Source organism: Hydrogenophaga sp. FW305-3-2-15-A-LB1, from assembly GCF_058787875.1.
This window is the reverse complement of record NZ_JBYTAE010000014.1, coordinates 42,308-60,623: the sequence shown is the minus strand read 5'-3', so window position 1 is coordinate 60,623 and position 18,316 is coordinate 42,308. Positions and strand designations below refer to the sequence as shown.

Annotated in this window: 14 protein-coding genes and 1 pseudogene; 8 read left to right on the top strand and 7 right to left on the bottom strand. The window is 60.2% G+C overall.

All coding sequences use genetic code 11. The features are described 5' to 3' along the window. Window positions 1-217: 217 nt before the first annotated feature. Window positions 218-3,175, bottom strand: coding sequence for a class I SAM-dependent DNA methyltransferase (locus AC3WPZ_RS06325; protein ID WP_444686667.1), 2,958 nt, complete (start codon window positions 3,173-3,175; stop codon window positions 218-220). A gap of 495 nt (window positions 3,176-3,670) precedes the next feature. Continuing rightward, window positions 3,671-4,513 (bottom strand): phosphodiesterase, encoded by an 843-nt coding sequence (locus AC3WPZ_RS06320; protein WP_492438680.1) that lies wholly within the window; start codon window positions 4,511-4,513, stop codon window positions 3,671-3,673. A gap of 171 nt (window positions 4,514-4,684) precedes the next feature. On the opposite strand from AC3WPZ_RS06320, the gene AC3WPZ_RS06315 reads away from it, so the two are divergent. The 8 genes and pseudogenes from AC3WPZ_RS06315 to AC3WPZ_RS06280 form a co-directional block, all read left to right on the top strand. Continuing rightward, the gene (locus AC3WPZ_RS06315) at window positions 4,685-5,350 is read left to right on the top strand and encodes a GntR family transcriptional regulator (RefSeq protein ID WP_492438678.1); all 666 of its coding nucleotides are present in this window, start codon (window positions 4,685-4,687) and stop codon (window positions 5,348-5,350) included. 97 nt (window positions 5,351-5,447) lie between these two features. After that, the gene (locus tag AC3WPZ_RS06310; RefSeq protein ID WP_492438676.1) at window positions 5,448-6,407 is read left to right on the top strand and encodes a Bug family tripartite tricarboxylate transporter substrate binding protein; all 960 of its coding nucleotides are present in this window, start codon (window positions 5,448-5,450) and stop codon (window positions 6,405-6,407) included. Next, complete coding sequence (locus tag AC3WPZ_RS06305) at window positions 6,404-7,816, top strand: FAD-dependent oxidoreductase (protein WP_492438674.1); 1,413 nt, start codon at window positions 6,404-6,406, stop codon at window positions 7,814-7,816. The genes AC3WPZ_RS06310 and AC3WPZ_RS06305 overlap by 4 nt, the downstream gene beginning before the upstream one ends. Beyond that, a complete protein-coding gene (locus tag AC3WPZ_RS06300; protein ID WP_492438672.1) occupies window positions 7,813-8,409 on the top strand; it encodes a 2-hydroxychromene-2-carboxylate isomerase in 597 nt (198 codons plus the stop codon). Before AC3WPZ_RS06305 ends, AC3WPZ_RS06300 begins: the two co-directional genes overlap by 4 nt. 168 nt (window positions 8,410-8,577) lie before the next feature. Continuing rightward, window positions 8,578-8,973 (top strand): IS66-like element accessory protein TnpA, encoded by a 396-nt coding sequence (gene tnpA, locus AC3WPZ_RS06295; RefSeq protein WP_492438670.1) that lies wholly within the window; start codon window positions 8,578-8,580, stop codon window positions 8,971-8,973. After that, the gene (gene tnpB / locus AC3WPZ_RS06290) at window positions 8,970-9,302 is read left to right on the top strand and encodes an IS66 family insertion sequence element accessory protein TnpB (RefSeq protein WP_492438668.1); all 333 of its coding nucleotides are present in this window, start codon (window positions 8,970-8,972) and stop codon (window positions 9,300-9,302) included. Before tnpA ends, tnpB begins: the two co-directional genes overlap by 4 nt. Before the next feature lie 118 nt (window positions 9,303-9,420). Further along, window positions 9,421-10,953, top strand: a complete 1,533-nt coding sequence (gene tnpC, locus AC3WPZ_RS06285; protein ID WP_492438686.1) for an IS66 family transposase — start codon at window positions 9,421-9,423, stop codon at window positions 10,951-10,953. A 260-nt stretch (window positions 10,954-11,213) separates the two neighbouring features. Beyond that, window positions 11,214-11,513 (top strand): annotated as a pseudogene (locus AC3WPZ_RS06280) (monovalent cation/H+ antiporter subunit A); the annotation flags it as partial. 47 nt (window positions 11,514-11,560) lie between these two features. Here the strand turns inward: AC3WPZ_RS06280 and AC3WPZ_RS06275 are convergent. The 5 genes from AC3WPZ_RS06275 to AC3WPZ_RS06255 all read right to left on the bottom strand — a co-directional run bounded on the left by AC3WPZ_RS06275 (window position 11,561) and on the right by AC3WPZ_RS06255 (window position 18,262). After that, window positions 11,561-14,554: a Tn3 family transposase gene (locus AC3WPZ_RS06275; protein WP_488929673.1), complete on the bottom strand. Its 2,994-nt coding sequence runs from the start codon at window positions 14,552-14,554 to the stop codon at window positions 11,561-11,563. A 42-nt stretch (window positions 14,555-14,596) separates the two neighbouring features. Next, window positions 14,597-15,910 carry a site-specific integrase gene (locus AC3WPZ_RS06270; protein WP_210931542.1) on the bottom strand — a complete coding sequence of 438 codons (1,314 nt, stop codon included), beginning with the start codon at window positions 15,908-15,910 and terminating at the stop codon, window positions 14,597-14,599. 152 nt (window positions 15,911-16,062) lie between these two features. Continuing rightward, on the bottom strand, window positions 16,063-16,968 hold the full coding sequence (locus AC3WPZ_RS06265; RefSeq protein WP_382157903.1) for a universal stress protein: 906 nt from the start codon (window positions 16,966-16,968) through the stop codon (window positions 16,063-16,065). A gap of 36 nt (window positions 16,969-17,004) precedes the next feature. Beyond that, window positions 17,005-17,295, bottom strand: coding sequence for a P-II family nitrogen regulator (locus tag AC3WPZ_RS06260; RefSeq protein WP_210931548.1), 291 nt, complete (start codon window positions 17,293-17,295; stop codon window positions 17,005-17,007). Between the two features lie 28 nt (window positions 17,296-17,323). Next, on the bottom strand, window positions 17,324-18,262 hold the full coding sequence (locus AC3WPZ_RS06255; protein WP_210931550.1) for a sodium-dependent bicarbonate transport family permease: 939 nt from the start codon (window positions 18,260-18,262) through the stop codon (window positions 17,324-17,326). Window positions 18,263-18,316: the final 54 nt, after the last annotated feature.

The window sequence follows — 18,316 nt, the reverse complement described above, 5'->3', positions numbered from 1 at the left end:
TGAAGGCGATGGAGCAGGGGCCCGGTCGACCGGCTGTGCTGCAGTAGCAGCCTGGGTATTCTGATTCGCTGCGCGCAGACACTCAAGGCGTCTGGAAGCGTGCTCTAGAGCATTGCAGGCCTCTAGGAGCACGGCTGGCACCTGAGCGATTGCTGGAGCCGAAACTAAAGCTAGAAGCGTCACGACGTATCGAATCATATGTGTATCGGGATTGGTGCTAACTGCTACTGCGCTGCAGGTTCAGCGTCAGCAGGCGACGTAGGATGTCTTCGTCCGTCCATTGCGGCGTGTAGTCGCCCCAGCCATATGCAGCGGCTACAGCCTTGTCTAAGGTTTCGTGCGCTAGGGCTAACCAAGCTGGGCGCGCGTTGTAGAGCTGGGTGAGGGTGCGCTTTTTTAGATCCGCCTCATGTCCGCGCTTTGCAAGAGGACGTTCGGGAAATCCAGCTGCTTGTTCTTCGGGAGTGATGACCCAGTCGGTCCATTCGGGTGGATTGAGCCATTTGTTGCGGAGTTGCACGAGCTCCAATGCGGCTGCTGAGATAGTCTTGGCTGCGGTCGTGTCAGGTACGGCGACTTGCGTATCCTTGGGCGTTAAGCCTTCGGGGAAAGGAAAGGTTTCAAAGCAGGTTGTGGGCGTATAGCGCGGACGATCTTCCAGCGAAGTGCCCATACGAAGTGACCAGATTTCGTGAAAGCGAGAATGGAGTAAACCGAGAGTCAGGTCATCTTCTCGCGCAATAGTTATCAGAGCTTGGTCGGGAGACGTGGTAATAGGCAGCCAAACAAAAAATCGGTGCTTGCTGTGAGCGACCGTGGAGATGTAGCGCGAGAGCCCCTTAAGCGCTGTTCGCAACGCGGGCCGCGCCTCCGCAAACCGCCACCAATAGCGCCGATAAGACTCGCGATTGTTGGCAAGGCGTTGGGCCTTTACATGCTGGGTCACATATGCAAATGGGGCCTCGTACAGAGAGGCATCGTCCTCCGACATCTCAGTACCGAAGTCAATAATCCATTGCCGTTGCGGGCCGCGAGCCACTTCAAAGCCGTTGGCCCATGGTTTTACTATATCACTGGTGGGCCTACCGTTAGGATTGGGCCACTTGAGCCATTGCAAGGCCAAGGCTTCGTCAATCTCAAACTTAGCCTTTTTCGACGCGCCTTGGAAGCTGGCATTAGAGTTTTCCTCCAGCGGTTGAGCCTTGGTCAAATCAATGCCTTCCGCAGCAGTTAAGTCTGCATGTATGAGGGCAACTTCAACGTCGTCAAGCCTCGTGCTGTCTCTTTGACCGAAACCAACCATAGAAACGCGAACGGCTGCCCCATCATTCACCCACGGCTCATCACTCCAGGCCAGAAATATGCGTGAAGTTCCAATGATGCGTTCCAGTACCGATCGGTTTGCGCCGCCGCGAATCGAATTGGTTGCAACTAAGCCTGCTGCTTGCAAGTAACCTGCCTCAAGCTGCGCACGCGCCTTCTCGAACCAGTAGCACACGAAGTCCGCCGCCATCGGCACCCGGTCGCCATACGCACGGTCCAGCAATTCAACGTAATCGTCGCCCAACTCGCGGCGTTTGCGAGAAACGCCTATGAACGGCGGGTTGCCAACGATCACATCTGCAGTAGGCCAGGTAGTCTCAATCCAGCCGTCGCCATCACGAGTCAACAGCGCATCTCGACACTCTATGTGTTCTAGCGAGTCCAGTACCGGGTTGAGTTTCCAGCCGTAGCCGTTCTGCTTGCGCCACTGCAGTTCGCCGATCCAGACGGTCATGCGGGCAAGTTCCGCAGCATATTCGTTCAGCTCCAAGCCCAAGACGTTTTGCGGTCCCGTTACAGGGAGCTGGGCTTCCAGGCCCAAAGTCTCGGCGTCAAGGTTTGCCTGCTTCTCTACGTCCTTGAGTGCCTTGAGGGCGAGGTACAAGAAGTTTCCGCTTCCGCAGGCTGGATCTAGTACGCGAAAGTTCCGAAGTCGTTCAAGGAAGCTGCTGAATACATCATTGGCTTGCCGGTTCAGTTTGTTCGCCTGTGTCCTGATTCGCGCGCGTCGAGTGCGAAGCCTCTCAGATGTGCTTTGTATGCCCTTGGCCTGGACTCGAAGCACGTCTCGCTCACTCAGGAGGCCGTTGATTTGTGCCTTGCATTCGTCCCACTCAGTCATCAAAGTACGTTCCACCAGAGGTGTGACTATGCGCAAGATGATCGACGGGTCGGTGTAATAGGCTCCCAGCTGAGTGCGCTTGTCGGGGTCGAGGCCACGTTCAAAGAGTGTGCCAAATATGCTGGGATCGATGGCGCTCCAGTCCATGTTCGCAACGTCAGCCAAAGTTGCGACAGCCCATGCGGGCATGACGGGCACGTCGATGTTATTGAATAGCCCGCCGTTGAACCAAGCTATATCGTCGGCACCAAACGTGCCCCCCTTTTGCATTTTCCGAAACAACTCGGTCAGGGATTTCTTCAACACATCTCCCGACGATCGTTTCAAAACTACGCGCTTGAACGCACTCAGAAGACCGATGTCCTCAGCGAAGTAACAGAACACACACTGGGAAAGGAAGTGCGCTGCCGTCTGAGGTTCAACGCCTTCTTGGCGCAAAACATCTGCGATTGAAGCGAACGCGGTGGCTGCGGCTTCAGTGACGCGCTTGGAGTCGTGCTCTGGGCGGAAGCTGTAGGGATCAAGGAATGAGTCTCTGAGCTTCGCGAGCGTGGCTCTGTCCGCAAGCTCTTCATGGGCGATGCTTACGCACCGGCTCGGGTAGCCTGTAAAGTGAGTATGAATCTCAATTCTTTGGCGGTCGCTGACGATGAGCAGGGGCGGGTTGTCTAGCGGCAGGGCGTATCGCATCAGTTGCTCTAAAGCATCCGATAGGCTTTTTCCGGGCCTCTTGTATTCCCATGCAAAACAACCACGTCTCCACACATCGGCGAATCGGACAGTGCCGCTCAATCCTTTGACGCCCTTCTCGAAGCAATAGTTGTCCGCGTCAGTCGGTGTCTCTACGCCGAGGACTTCGCACAACTCCAGAAAATGCGCTTGGGCGCCTGCCCGCTCTCCGAGTTGACTCGCTTTGCTTCCTGTCTGCCACTTTTTTATAAAGTCGGAAGCGCTGCGATTCGCGATAGGCGCTACGGATGTGTCTCGCTTGCTGAGCAATTGCGGCGGCATGGACCTCTCCCATGAATCAGGGCGGTCATGCTGCTATCCGATCGCTGGGGTGGTCAATCGGGGCCGGCTAAATGGAGGCAATTGGGCGATAGGAAGTCGATCAAAATTTCAAAGCGTGAGGTTTCACACGATTGAAATGCACATCTGGCCATTCGTGTCCGCCAAGCCAAAAGTGTTTCTAAAAAACCAGAGATGGCAGTAAACGCATGAAAACTGCAAAGACAAAAAAAGCCCCGCTCTCCAATGAAGAACGGGGCTTTTAGGGTGTTGCCTGAGATCCTTTGAAAGGGTCCGAGACTCATTAATGGCGGGAGGGCGTCGTTCACATCTAGAGCTGTATGGCGCATAAATACTGGTTTTTCTTGATTTGAAGTCTTCCAGTACCACCAAAAATACCACCACGTTGAATTGACCAGGTTTTTAGTACAGGTGAATGGTTTTGACGGGGCGTGGGGGCATGTCAAGACACTCCAATAGCGCTTCAACTCGCGTTTTTCACTCACCGCGAAACGGGTAGGGGCCCTCAAAGCGTTCATTGAACATCAGGTGAGTGACCAGGGATTCACCATTGGCCCAGGCGTGCACCAGGAATCCAGGCGGATCCATGCCAAAGCCTTTGGCGCCTCCCGATGACAAATCCAGCCAGACTTGGTGGGCAGTCGACGGTGCGGTTTGCACCAAGGTACCTGCCCAGCGGGTTTGAACGCTGCGGTGAAGGTGTCCACACAGGATGCGGCATACCTGTGGATGTCGTGAAACGACGTCGGCCAAGGCGTCGCTGCCCTCGCGCAACCCAATTCCGTCCATGTAGTCCAGGAATGCCCGGAACGGCGGGTGGTGAAGTGCCACGATCGTTGGTGTTTGGGGGGCTTCGGCCAATCGGTCTGCCAGCCAATCAATGCGTTTGGCGCACAAGCTTCCATGCGAGGCGTGCGGTACCACGGTGTCGAGGGTGAGCAGACGCAAGCCGGGGAACCCAATGTCGTACTGGATGAATCCATCCGCATCAGTCGAGTTGTTTGACTGCAGGTAGGCGTGCTCCGGAAAGGCCCGGCGCAGGGCGGCACGGTCGTCGTGGTTGCCCGGCATCAGGTAAACAGGGCACGGCAAGGGTGCGAGTAACACACGCAAGTGACGGTAGGCCTCATCGTCGCCATGGTTGGCCAAGTCGCCCGTCACAAGCACGGCCAGCGGCGCATGGGAGAGTCTGTCGACCGCCGCCACCGCCTTTTCGAGGTGGGCTGCGGTGTTAACGCGGCCATACGCGAGCCCCCCGGGTGGGGCAATGTGCGTATCGCTGAACTGCACGAGGAGGTGGGGGAGGGCTGCAGGGGGCATCGGACCCAGTTCTTCTATTTGCGTAATCAAGCAGTTCAGTGTGCCTGAGCCTGCGGCCTCACTGGGCCGGCTTGGAGCATGGACCCGTCATCCGGGTTTACCCGGTTGACCGGATTCCTGTCGAAAAATGATACTGCGTACGTTGTGTATACACAGAGTACACGGATAAACATGGTCAAAACCCTCCCTCTCTCCAATCGCGCGTATGAGCAGCTGCGTGATGCCATCCTCGGCGGTGAGCTCCGCCCTGGTGAGCCGCTGTTCGAGATTCACTTGGCGAAATCGCTGGGCATGAGCCGCACCCCAGTGCGCGAGGCCTTGCAAAGCCTCGTGAACGATGGCTATTTGGATGAACTGCCCGACCGTGGTTACGTGATCCCAAGGCGTTCGCTAGATGACCTGCGTGAGTTCTTCGAGCTGCGCGAGGTGCTGGAGGCTGCCGCGTCGCGTTACGCCGCATTGAGGGCCCGGCCGGAAGAAATCGCTGAACTGCAGGTGGTTTGCGACCAGTACGAGGGCGAACAAGACCTCGCGCGTTGGCAGCAGTTGGGTGCGCAGTTCCACGCGCTGATTACCCGGGCGTGTCGCAACGAAAGGTTGGCCAATTTGATGGATTCGCTGACCACACAGATCGACCTGTCGCGGCGGTCTGTGATCTATGGCGGACCGGCTTGGCGGGAGACCGCTGTGCAGGATCACCGTGCCATTTGCGCCGCCATCAAAGCGCGCGACGAAGCCGCCGCCCACAAGGCGGCCGCAGATCACGTACGCCATTCCTACCAGGCAACGTTAAGGGGGCAAGAGCCGGAGGCATTTGCGCCAAAGAAAACCGCCTGAGCGGCGAGGCGCCCTTTTTTTGCATGCAATTTGCGCTGAAAAGCGCACCCCGCACCTGTCCGATCGGGCAGGGCTTACTACAAAGGAGACAAACGACATGAAGACAACACTCTTGGCAATAGCTGCAGCATTCGGAGTGGCCACATCCGCCATGGCCGATGATTACCCAAATCGGCCCATCCGGGTGATCGTGCCTTTCCCGGCAGGTCAGGCGTCCGACACCATCGTACGGCTGGTCGGCGATCACCTAGGTCGTCGTCTGGGACAGCCGATCGTCGTCGAGAACAAGCCGGGTGCCGGCGGCAACCTCGGCACTGAACAGGGGGCACGCGCACCCGCCGACGGCTACACGATCACTATCGCTACGGCTGCCTTGCCCATCAGTAAACTCGTTTATCGAAAGCTGGCATACGACCCGGTCAAGGACTTCGAGCCCGTCACGCTGATGACCGTCACCCCACTGGTGTTGGTCACACGGCCGGACTTGCCGGCGACCAACGTCAAGGAGTTGGTCGAGTTGGCTCGCAAGAGCCCAGGCAAATTGACCTTCGCGTCTTCTGGGCTGGGTACTTCGCACCAGCTCAGCAGCGAGCTGCTCAAGGCCCTCGCAGATGTGGACATCCTGCATGTCCCGTACAGAGGCAGCGCCCCTGCCCATCTGGACCTGATGGCCGGTCGAGTCGACATGATGTTCGACAACATCGTCCCGGTGACGCCTCACATTCAGACTGGCAAGCTAAAAGCCCTTGCCGTGACCACCAAAGAGCGCGCACCGGCGTTGGCCAATGTGGCGACGATGGCCGAGTCAGGCTACGCGAGCTTTGAAGCGGTGGCGTGGTTCGGTGTGCTCGCACCCAACGGTACGCCAGCACCCATCGTGGACAAGCTTAGCCGTGAGATCAACGCTGTGCTCCAGATGCCAGAGGTGAATGCCAAGCTGGTGTCCATGGGGGCTAACGTGGTGGGCACATCGCCCGCCGATTTCCGCAGCTTCATGGGCGCGGAAATCAACAAATGGGTCCCCGTCGTGCAACGGGCCAAGATCGTCATCGAATGAAAGACCGAATGTCCACTACTTACATTACCGAACCTGCCCGCCAAATTCCCTTGCTTCTGGACACCGACGTGATCGTCGTCGGCGGCGGCACCACTGGACCACTGGCCGCCATCGCGGCAGCACGCCAGGGCCAGCGAGTCGTCATGATCGAACGATTTGGTTCGCTCGGCGGCAACCTAACACTGGGCCTCAACACCAAACCGTCAGGCGCGCTGGTCGGCGGGCTGCCGCTCGAGATTTGGAATCTGGCTCGAAGCATCGGCGGCGCGGGCGATGACTATATGGCGGTTGTGAAGACCGGGGGCGTGAAAATTGCCTCGCCGTGCGACCCGGAGATCATGAAGATGCTGCTCACGCGGCTTTGCGCCGAAGCGGGCGTACAGATTCTTTTCGAAACGGTGGTTTCTGCTCCACTGATGGAAGACGGCGTGATCACTGGTGTGGTTATCGAGAGCAAAAGCGGGCGCCAATACATCTCCGGCAAGGTCGTGATCGATTGTTCGGCTGATGCCGATATAGCCGCCCGTGCGGGCGCTTCTTCCGTGATGGGCGACGGCGCTGCTGAGAAGGTGATGCAGCCTGTGTCGATGTACTTCACCATGGATCGGGTGGATCTCGTTCGCCTCGCTGACTGGGCCCGGACCACCGACGATGTGCCGGCACGCGCCATCCCCGACACCATCGAAGGTCTGGCGTATGGTCTTTGGCTCACTGGGTTCAACACTTCGTTGAAGCAATTCCAGCGCGACACCGGGATCCAGCTGCAGAGGGACAACATCACGCTGAAGACGGCGGGTGGTCGCATGTATGTAAATGCCACACGTGTGATGGGAGTCGATGTGTTCTCCCCGGTGGAGTTCACCAATGCTGTACTGGAGTGCTACCGCCAAATCGAGGGCGTGGCGCGCTACCTCCGCGAGCGCATCCCCGGATTCGAAAATGCGCGCATCGAGCAGATCGCACCCGTGCTGGGTGTGAGGGAAACCCGCCACGTGGTGGGTGACTACACGCTCACGGGCGACGACGCGCTCAACGGCCACCATTTTGAGGACAGCATTGCAGCCGATGCGTCTGCGCTTGACATTCACGACCCCAAGGGCGCGGATGTGGATTTCCAGGGTCTGCGTCCATACGAAATCCCCTACCGCTGTCTTCTGCCGCAAGGTGTGGAGCAGCTGCTGGTGGCCGGTCGCTGCATCTCTGCCGACCATGCGGCACACGCACGCTCGCGCAACATGCCCGCCTGCATGGCCACCGGCCAAGCAGCAGGCGTTGCCGCAGCGGTGGCAGTTGAAAGCGGCACCACGGTACGCCAGGTTTCGGTGGCCGAGGTTCAAAAGCGGCTCCGGGCGCTGGGCATGCCACTGTTCAGCGAAGAGGTGAAAGACGCTGTGCACGAGACAGCATGACGTTGCGTGTCGAGTACTGGCTCAGCGTAGCCAGCCCCTGGACTTGGCTGGGCAGTGCTCGGTTCAGGGATCTGCTGGCGCGCAGCGGTGCGCAGGTGGAGTTGATGCCGATGGACCTGTCTGAGGTCTTCGCAACAACTGGCGGTACGCCGTTTCCCCAGCGCTCGCCCGCGCGACAGAGCTACCGGCAACTGGAGCTGGCGCGCTGGTCCAGCAGGTTGGGGATTCCCCTCAACCTTACCCCTCGGTACTACCCGGTAGACCGCGTGCCCGCGAGCTGTCTGCTGATCGCAGCGGGAGACGCTGGCTTGGACACGCTGACGCTATCGCACGCGGTGCTGCGGGCCATCTGGTGTGAAGACCTTGACATCGCGGACTGGCCGACCCTGGTTAAATTGGTCAACCACTTCGGCCAGGACGGTGAGGGCTTGGTGAAACAGGCTCAGCTCCCTCAAACCATCCGCAAGCTTGAGGAGAACAATCAGCGGGCCGTGCAGTCCGGTGTTTTCGGTGCGCCGACCTTCATCGTGGAAGGCGAGCGGTTCTGGGGGCAGGATCGACTGGATTTCCTTGAGGAGCGTTTGAAGCGTTGATCCACGCTTGACCTCGTGTGCCCAACTGGGACCGCGTTCTCCGCGCGCTGCCTGAAAGTAATGCGAGAATGCCGCGCTCGCGGTGAACAGCGACTTTGAGAGGAAAGTCCGTATGCGTCCGGCAACCCCATCTTGAGATAGACCCAGCGCCGAGGCATCGTGTGCACGATGAAGATCATGCACACCATGGCGAACGACACGATCGCCCAACGCCCCAAGCGGCGCTACTACTCCCCGGAACTCAAGGGCCAGATCGTGGCCGAATGCCAAGTCTCTGGCGCGTCAGTGGCCGGCGTGGCACTCGCACACGGGGTCAACGCCAACATCGTTCACCGCTGGATGCGCGAGCAAGCGGACGCCCTGTTGCCAGCGCCCCGGAACGAGTTCGTGGCGTTGAATTTGCCTCCACCAGTTGAACAGGTCCCAGCAACTGAAACCAGCTTGCAGCCCCTGGCGCGTGCGATCCAAGTTGAGGTTCGGCGCAGTGCCGGCGTGGTCACCGTGAACTGGCCACTGGAGGATGCAGCGTCCTGTGCTGCTTGGCTGCGCGACTGGCTCCGATGATCCGCATTGATGCAATGTGGCTCTCCACCGAGCCGCTGGACATGCGAGCTGGCACCGAGACGGCGCTGGCCCGCGTAGTGGCTGTCTTTGGCGCAGCGCGCCCACACCACGCCTACCTGTTCGCCAATCGACGGGCCAACCGCATGAAGGTGCTGGTGCACGACGGCATCGGTGTGTGGCTGGCGGCCCGGCGCCTGAACTGCGGCAAGTTCGTCTGGCCGCGCGATGCCGCCACCACCGCCACACTCAGCCGCACGCAGTTCGATGCGCTCGTTCTGGGTCTGCCATGGAAGAACGTCGGCGAGGCTGGAATCATCACCGTGCTTTGAGTGCTCCGGTCGCTGGCCAGGCAATCAGAGCTTGCACCGATGCGCGACTGTGATGTTCGTCGCATCATCTCCTCCCGTGATCACCGCAGACCACCTTGACACCCTGGAGCCGCAGCAGATGCGAGCGGCCCTGCTGTCGTTGATGCGTGAGCTGACCGAGCGAGACGGCGTGATCGCACGCCAGGGCCAGGAGGTGGTCTTCAAGCAGGCCCTGATCGACAAGCTCACGCACGAGAACGCGCTGCTCAAGCGCATGAAGTTTGCCGCGCAGTCGGAGCGTTTCAGCGCCGAGCAGAAGAGCCTGATCGATGAATCCCTGGATGAGGACCTGCAGGCCGTGGCGGAAGAGATCGAGCAGGCCATGCCTCCAGTGGCAAGCCGCCAAGACAAGCAAGTCCCCAAACGCGCACCGCTGCCGGCCAACCTGCCGCGAAGAGAGATCCGCCACGAGCCCGAGTCTACTACTTGCCAAACCCCAGGTTGCGGCTGCCAGATGAAGCGTATCGGCGAGGACGTGGCCGAGAAGCTGGACTACGTGCCCGGCGTGTTCACTGTGGAGCGCCACATCCGGGGGAAGTGGGCTTGCGCGAAGTGCGAGACGCTCACCCAAGTGCCGGTCGATCCACACGTCATCGACAAAGGCATCCCCACCACCGGGCTGCTGGCGCAGGTGTTGGTGGCCAAGTACGCCGACCACCTGCCGTTGTACCGCCAGGAAGCGATCTTCGGCCGCGCCGGTCTGGCCATCCCCCGCTCCACACTGGCGCAATGGGTGGGCTCCTGTGGCGTGCAGTTGCAGCCACTGGTCGATGCTCTGAGGGCCGAGCTGCTGCAGCACCGCGTGCTGCACGCCGACGAAACGCCGGTGGCCATGCTCAAGCCGGGCAACGGCAAGACACACCGGGCTTACCTCTGGGCCTATGCCACCGGGGCCTTCGAGAACAAGAGGGGGGTGGTCTACGACTTCTGCGAGAGCCGCGCTGGCGAGCACGCTCGCACCTTCCTGGGCACCCGGAAGGGCAGCCTAGTGTGCGATGACTTCAGCGGGTACAAAGCGCTTCTGGTGGCCGGCGTCACCGAGGTGGGCTGCCTGGCGCACGCGCGGCGCAAATTCTTCGATCTGCACGCGGCCAACCAAAGCCAGATCGCCCAAATCGCGCTGCAGCAGATGGCCCGCATTTATGAGATCGAGCGTGAGGTCAAGGAGTTAAGCGTCGAGCAGCGCCTGGCAGTCCGACGGGAGAGAACGAAGCCGCTGTTGGACGCCCTGCACGAATGGATGACGCTTCAGCGGCGCAAGGTTCCCGACGGATCGGCCACAGCCAAGGCGCTGGACTACAGCCTCAAGCGCTGGGCCGCTCTCGTCCGCTTCGTCGATGACGGGCACCTGCCCGTGGACAACAACTGGATTGAGAACCAGATCCGGCCCATCGCCATCGGCCGCAACAACTGGCTGTTCGCTGGCAGCCTGCGCGCGGGCCAACGGGCGGCAGCGGTGATGAGTTTGATCCAGTCGGCGCGCATGAACGGGCACGACCCGTGGGCATACATCAATGACGTGCTCAGGCGTCTGCCAACCCAGCCGAATAGCCACATCGCCGAGCTGCTCCCGCACCGTTGGCATCGAACGATCCTGGCAGCCTGCGCCTAATTTCCAGACCGCAGCTCAATATCCGTTGCGGGTGCTTCGGCAAGACCTTGTTCACGAAGGTAGCGCAGCATTTACGGGCGCAAATGTTCGCGTATGAGGCACGGAACGATAGCTACATAGTGGCCTCCCACGCGCAGACTCCTATTCAGTGCTGAGCAATGCCGAGATTGCCCGCGAGCACAGAATTTGAACTCCTTCGAGCTCCAAGCGTCAGCTTTCAGCCATGTTTCAGCAGCCGATAAACTCAAAGCCACATGACCCTGCCGCTCTACAGCCTCGTCCTCTTGCCATTCGTGGGCAGCCTCGTTGCCGCCCTGCTGCCGTCGAACGCCCGAAACGCCGAGTCCACGCTGGCCGGCGCGATCGCGTTGTTCTGCGCCGTGCAGGCCGCGTTGCTGTTTCCCGAGATGGCCGCCGGCGGTGTGGTGCGCGAAGAGATCGTGTGGTTGCCCTCGCTGGGTTTGAACCTCGTGTTCCGCATGGACGGGTTTGCGTGGATGTTCTCCCTGCTGGTGCTGGGCATCGGTGCGCTGGTGGTGCTGTACGCGCGTTACTACATGAGGGTCGGCAGGGATTCATGTAAAAGACAGCAGAAATGGATATAACTCTATGATTTCATTGGAAATATGCTGACATCAAAATCCAACGGCCCGATTTTCCGCCGGAAGTCGAGCGTGTAGTCCCCAAACCGGTTGATATGTGCCGTGCGGAACGGAGCGAGACCACCCAGGATCTCCGGCGTGATCTCGGTACCTTCGTCGCGAAGCTCTCGCAGTACACGTGTCATGCCCACCACGTTGTGCAGGATGATCATGTTGGCCACGAGGTGGTTGTACTTGATCACCTTGCGCTGCTCGTGTCGGATGTTCTCGGCAATGATCCCCTCGCCCCCAAAGAAGGACCAGCCGGCAAAGCCGTTGAACTGCTCGCTCTTATTGGTCTCGGCGTGGATCACCTTGCGCAATCCGACATCGCCGATGTAGCTGAGCAGGAACATGGTGCGGATGACTTTGCCGAGTTCGACGAACGCAAAGTACAGCTTGTTCTTGCGGCTGTAAGTGCCGAGCCGGCGCAGGATGGCCGACGGCGTTATCTTGCCGGTCTTGATGGACACAGCCACTCGCAACATCGCCGGCAAATGCAGTTCAATCAGCGCCCAGTCGATCACGTCGCTGAACAACGCATTGATGTTCTGGTAAGCGGCGCTCGACTCCGGGCGATGGAATTTCAGGTCCTGGATGCCCCGGATGCGCGGCATGAGCTGGATGCCAAGCAAGTGAGCCAGCGCAAAAACCGGGTAACTCTGGGCCTGTGTGTCCCCGTGGATCGTGTCGGGCCGGATGTCGGACTCGTTGCTCATCAGTCCGTCGAGGATATGGATGCCCTCATAGGTGCCACACGAGATGAAGTGGCTGAAGAGCGCGATGAACTTGTCGGAGACATGGTAGTAGCCGATGCCGCCGTAGCCGCCATAGCGGATGTGGTGCTCAGACAGCAGGTTCTGCTCGTACAGGTTCCATTTGGTGCCATCGGCCGATGCGTGTTTGCCCGTGCCCCAGTACCCGGGCAGTTCAAACTTGTTGTAGGCGTTGATCACCTTGACGATGGCACTGTCCAGAAGGTCTTCGCTGACGTATTTCAGGTTCAACCAGGAGATCTGGCGCCGGCTCAGCCCTTTGATCGATTTCGCGGTCTGAACGGGGCCCAGGTTGCAGCCATAGCAGAACAAGGTCGTGATCACCCGCATGCGCAAGTCCTCAAGGCGGCTGTCGGTCCCCGCCAGTGGGCGAAACAGCTTGTGAAGGTCCAACCAGCGCTCGGTGTCGATCATGAGGTCCACGATGCTGGCTGCTTTCATCCTTTCGGTGATCATGCCGTCGATGCGCGCGGCCGCCTCGACGATGTCGGAGCGCGGCGGCTTGCTGAGGATCAGACGTCCATCGACGATTTCTGCATGGGCGTTCTCCGGAAAATTTGCATCGATTTCCTTCGCTCGCTGAGACAGGGCTGATTTCAGCTTTGACACAAAGACGCTGGGATCTGTCTCGATGCCCGTAACCTGACCATAGTCGCCCACTTCCTTTTCATAGGTTTCGTCATCGACCAACTGCTCGCGGTAGTCGTCGTAGCGCTCCCCGTACTTGATGAAGAGGTCGCCCGACTTCAGGTCGTCCTTGACCGCATGCATGACCGCCAGCTCAAAATACCGGCGGTGGACAGCCTCGGGCCGGCCCTTGCCGACTGGCTTGACCAACACCAGTTTTCTCCACTGCGCTGACATCCAGCGAATATCTTTCTCTTCGCTCAGGCCCAGCATGGCCAGGGGCACGGTGTCAGCACGGTTGTCGCGCAGTGTGGCAAGGGCCTGAATCAAACGCTCAACCACCAGGTCCTCGCTGCTGGCTTTGGGGGAGGCGATGTCGATGCAGTTGAGCAACTGTGCTCTCACCATCTTGAACGGCTGCAGCAGGAACGGTAGGTGGTTGCGTCCGGCGTAGGCCAGGTGCTGGTCGCATTCGTTGAGCAACTCGTCCACCTCGCCCACCAAGGCCGTGCTGATGGCTTGCACGCGCTGTTCGTCCGAGCCCTTCAACTGATACGCGCCCAGGATGTCCCGGAGTTGGCCAACCAGCATGTCGGTTTTGTGGACGCGCTCCTGCTGGAACGACAGCAGTTTCTGCCTGGCATTGTTCTCCAGGTTCTGCATGAGGCGGATGAACAGGTCTGCGGCATCGTCCAGAGACTGGGCATGCTGAGCCCGGATCAAGATTACCGCCAGCGCATAACGTTTTTGTGGCTTGAGCTCGGCCATCTCGGTCGCATTGAGGGCACGCGCCAGGAGTCGGAACTGCTTGAGCTTGGGCACCGGCACGTCGGGTTTTGGAAGCTGCTCTACCAGGTGCTGCAAGCGTCGGATGTGCTGGATGTAGGTACGCGTCTCCTTGTTGGTGGGCCTCTTGGGCTCGCGTTTGAGCATCTGCCAGGGAGACACCGACTCGCCCGTGGAAGTTTTGAGCAAACCGTCGATCAGGGCCCTGGTCTGTGCGGTCAGCTGACCCGCGATGGCGGAGAAATACTGGTTGTTGCTCTTTTCCCGGGCGCGAAACGCCATCCGGTCCAGCGTCGAGAAGGCGGGCAATTCATAGCGATGGTGGACCAACTCCTCCAGCATCACGTTGATGATGTCGGCCACGGCATGTTTCGTCTCGGCCGCTGCGTCCGCCACGACGGCCAACCAGTCATGGCCTGCAGGGTCCAGCGGCCTCACATTCAGGTGGCGGCGCAACGCCATGAAAAGCGCCGAGCGAGCGCCCGAGGCCTCTACGCGCTTGAGGTCTGCCATCAAGGGTGGCCGAATCACGCCCGCCTGCAGCGCAATGTGCTCTCGAATCACCTGGGGCACCTCGGTCAGTGGGATGAAATATCCCAGACGCTGAAATACCTTCAGGTGGATCAGCGCCGCCATGCGCAGCAAGGCGCGCTTGCCGATGTCGCAAGCCAAGCGTTGTTCCTCTGCGGACGGCGTGTAAAGCTCCGCCAACTCACGGGGTGTCGGATCGGGCCGCAGGCTGGGATAGGCCGTCTCATGGAGCGTGGTCATGGGCGGGGACTGCCCCGCCTGGATGCTTGTCTACCCATCGCCTCAATCCCAGTGCGAATCGGTCGCCGGCTCATGAAACGAGGTTTCCAACAGGCACTGGTTGTCTTCGGCGATGCGGTACATATCGTCCAAAAGCGTGGCGATGACCTCGTCCAGTGCGTCGCGGGACAAATGAGGAATCGAGAGCTCGTACAGCGTGCCTTCCTTGTTCAGTCGCTGCATCGCAAAACGCTCAAAGCAGGTCTGCTCGATCAGCCGGTGGGAGCGGGCCAGGCCGCGCGAGTGTTTGCTGAACCGAGCCAAGGTCATCGTGACATGCAGGACAGCCACAGGCATTGCTTCTTGGGCGGGTGGGTGTGCAGCGCCCGCTTGCGAAGTCACCAGGAGCAATGGTGGCGGTAGCAACTGAGCTTGCTGCGCCAATGCAGTCAGTCCCTGCTCGAAACGCGCCTGCAGACTTGAGCTCGATGCATCCAGGTAGCGCATGGCCGATTTGACATCCTTCCAGCCGACGTACTCCATCAGCTCCTTGATGTCCCAGCCGCTGGCGCGGGCCCATCCGGCAAAGCCGCGGCGCATGGAATGGCTGCTGTATTCTTCTGGCGACGCAACGCCGGATACGGCGAACAGGCTGCGCAGCAAGGGGATCAGGCTGTTGACGTGCAAGCTCCCCTCGGCCACATGACCCCAGCGGTCAATCTTTCGGAACACAGGGCCCCCGGTCAATCCAGCGAGACTGATCCAGGTATTGAATGCCGTCACGGGACACAGGCGGGTCAGCGCCGGGCATTTGAAGACACGGCCCTGCAGTTGCCTGTCGCCTTTGCTGCGGCCCAGGTAGCAGGCCATGCCCTGGCCAGTGGTGATCTCGATGTTCTCCACACGCAGATTGACCAGTTCGTCGGAGCGGAACCCACGCCAAAATCCCAGCAGCATCAGGCTGCGGTCGCGCGTGTGGCGCAGAACGGCTGGCCGGTCGCCGGACCGCTGCGCATTGCTGATGGCGGTATCGAGCCACTGATCGATCTGCTGAAGCACGGTCAGTTCCAGCGGGCGGGCACGCTTTTCTGGCACGCTGTGGACAGCGCGAATGCCTTTGAGGACCTGGCGCACCAAGGCCGATTTGGTGGGATCGGGAAAGCCTTGATCGGTGTGCCACCTCGACAACGCTGCCAGCCGCTGGCGCAGGGTGTTGATGGCCAGGGTAGCCGCGTGGTCGGCCAGGTAGCGGGCCATGGCGTCCGCTGTGGATGGCAGCAAACCTTTCCACTCGACTTCAAAGTGGCGAATCGCCGAGGCGTAGCTTCGGCGCGTGTTGTCGCTCTCGGCTGCCTCGATGTATTGGGCAAGACCCATCGTCAGGGATGTTGCTCCGTCAGTACGTCCGGCGCCTGTCGATGGTTTTTGCGGAGCCATCGCATCAGGCTATGGAGCGCACTTGCCGAAGCAAGGCGTAACCACGCAACTTTGCATTGGCTTCATGTGGTCATGAGTTGGGGCCAATTCCGCTACTTCTCCCGCACCAATAGAAGCGCCGTCTTGCAACGTGAGGCCACGCGTGATGCAACCGAGCCCATTAAGGTGTGCCGTGCTGTTCCAAAGCCGAGTGAGCCCATCGCCAGCACATCCCATCTGCTTTTGCCGGCCTGTGCGGCAATTGAAGCGCCTGGATCTGCCCCGATCAATCGCACTTCTCCCGCCGTGATGCCGACGCGGGCAAGCAGTTCATGGGCCGGCTTGAATACATTCTCGAACGCAGCCATTTGCATGGCATTGACCTGCTCCGGCTTGATGCCGGTCGGAACCTCCCGCTCTATCCACCCTGGCACAGTGATCTTCGTCAGGTCAGGAACGACGTGGATCAGGCTCACCGAGGGCGACGCGCCGAAAAGGTCGCGGTTGCTGGCCACAAAGCGCGCGACGGCCAGTCCGTAGGGGCTACCATCCAGCGCAATGCCGACTTTGAGTGAATCGCGCTTGTTCATTGCGGCCCCGCGCATGATGAGCAGCGGCTTGGTGCACGAGAGCGCCACCGCGCTAGCCACCGAGCCTAGCAGCAGCTTTTTCAGCCCTGTATCGCCGTGTGATCCCATCACGATCAGATCGGCCCGGTCGTTTGCAACGATTGACGTCAGCTCCCGCGCGACGTTGCCAACAACGTACCGTGCCGTGGCGTTCGCGCCGGCGCGTTTTAGTGTCGCTACTGTGGATCTCAGCGCCTTAGCGGCCTCTGCCTCGTGGAACGAGTGCACCATCTCTCGCCCCAGTGCACGCGCCGCGCGTGGGGGCACGGGATACTGAATATTGACCAGTTCAACTTCGGTAGGCGTTTTTAGCAAGGTGGTGCGCGACGCGACGAACGCTACGGAAGATTTGCTGTACTCGCTGCCATCGACAGGCATGAGGATACGCATCGGAACTCCTTTGGTTGATTGGATGGAATGGACGGCCTAGAATTTTTCGGGTCGAAGCACCTCGACGTCGGCGATGAACATCACCATCGAGTAGTTGTCGTAGTAGCGCTCCCGCAGTGCCTCGCCGATTGCGACGGCGATGTGCGCACTGCATAGCACCTCAATCCGGATGTTGGCGTGCGGGCCCCAGGTGGCGTCGCGCCGGCCTCGACTTCCCTTGCCGCGAGCCTCTGTCACCGTGTAGCCACGCGCACCCAACGTCTCCAAGTCGCGCAGGAGTGTGGTCTCAAGCGTGGCTTCACACACGACGGTCACCAGTTTGATCATTCAAGTCTCCTCAATTGGCCGTGCGTCCTCACTGTACGACTTGCTGTGCGAGCCGGTGATACAGAGGGATGCCGACCAACAGGTTGAAGGGAAAGGTAATGCCCAGCGCCGCACCGATTGATAGGGCTGGATTGGCCTGTGGAACTGCCAGACGCATGGCAGCAGGTGCTGCGATGTAGGACGCGCTGGCGTAAAGCGTGGCCAGCAGCGTAACGCCACCGACGGACAAGCCCAGCAACGTGCCGGTCACCAGTCCCAGGCCGGCGGAGAAGAGTGGCATAACGGTCGCGAAAACAAGGAGGAACGGCCCGGCACGGCGCAACTCGCCGAAGCGGCTCGCTGCCACCAAGCCCATCTCGAGCAAGAAGAAAGCGAGCACGCCTTTGAACAGGTCGAAGAACAAGAGGTCCAGTGGCTCGATGCCACCTGGCCCAGCGATCCAGCCGATCGCCAACCCGCCGAGCAGCAACACAATACTTTTGCCCGCGAACACTTCATGAAGCACCTTGCCCCAGGGTGTGCCAAGCTCGCCGCGCCGCGCGAGCAGGACGCCGATTACCAGGGCCGGAAACTCCAACAACACCAGAAGCACCGTCATGTAGCCTTCGAACTCCTGGCCAAGGCGGGCGAGGTAGGTTGTGCCGACTGCAAACGTGACCACGCTAACGGATCCGTAGTGGCCGGCGATCGAACCGGCGTCGGCGCGGGACAGCCGACCCAGGCGGCGCAGCACCGGGTAGGCCACCAGCGGGATCAGCGCGCCCGCAGCGACCACTACCAGGGTGGGCAGCGCAACGGAAGAGAGCGGATGGCGCGCCAACTCCACCCCGCCCTTCAGGCCGATGGCCAGGAGCAGGAAAATGCTCAGCGACTCGTAGAGGACGCCAGGGATGCGCAGGTCCGACCGCACGAAACCGGCCAGCACCCCAAGGAGGAAGAAAAGGATAACGGGTTCGAAGTGCGGCATCGTGTAGCGATCAACGCGCGATCAGCACCGGCAAGATGCCGAGATACGCGACTA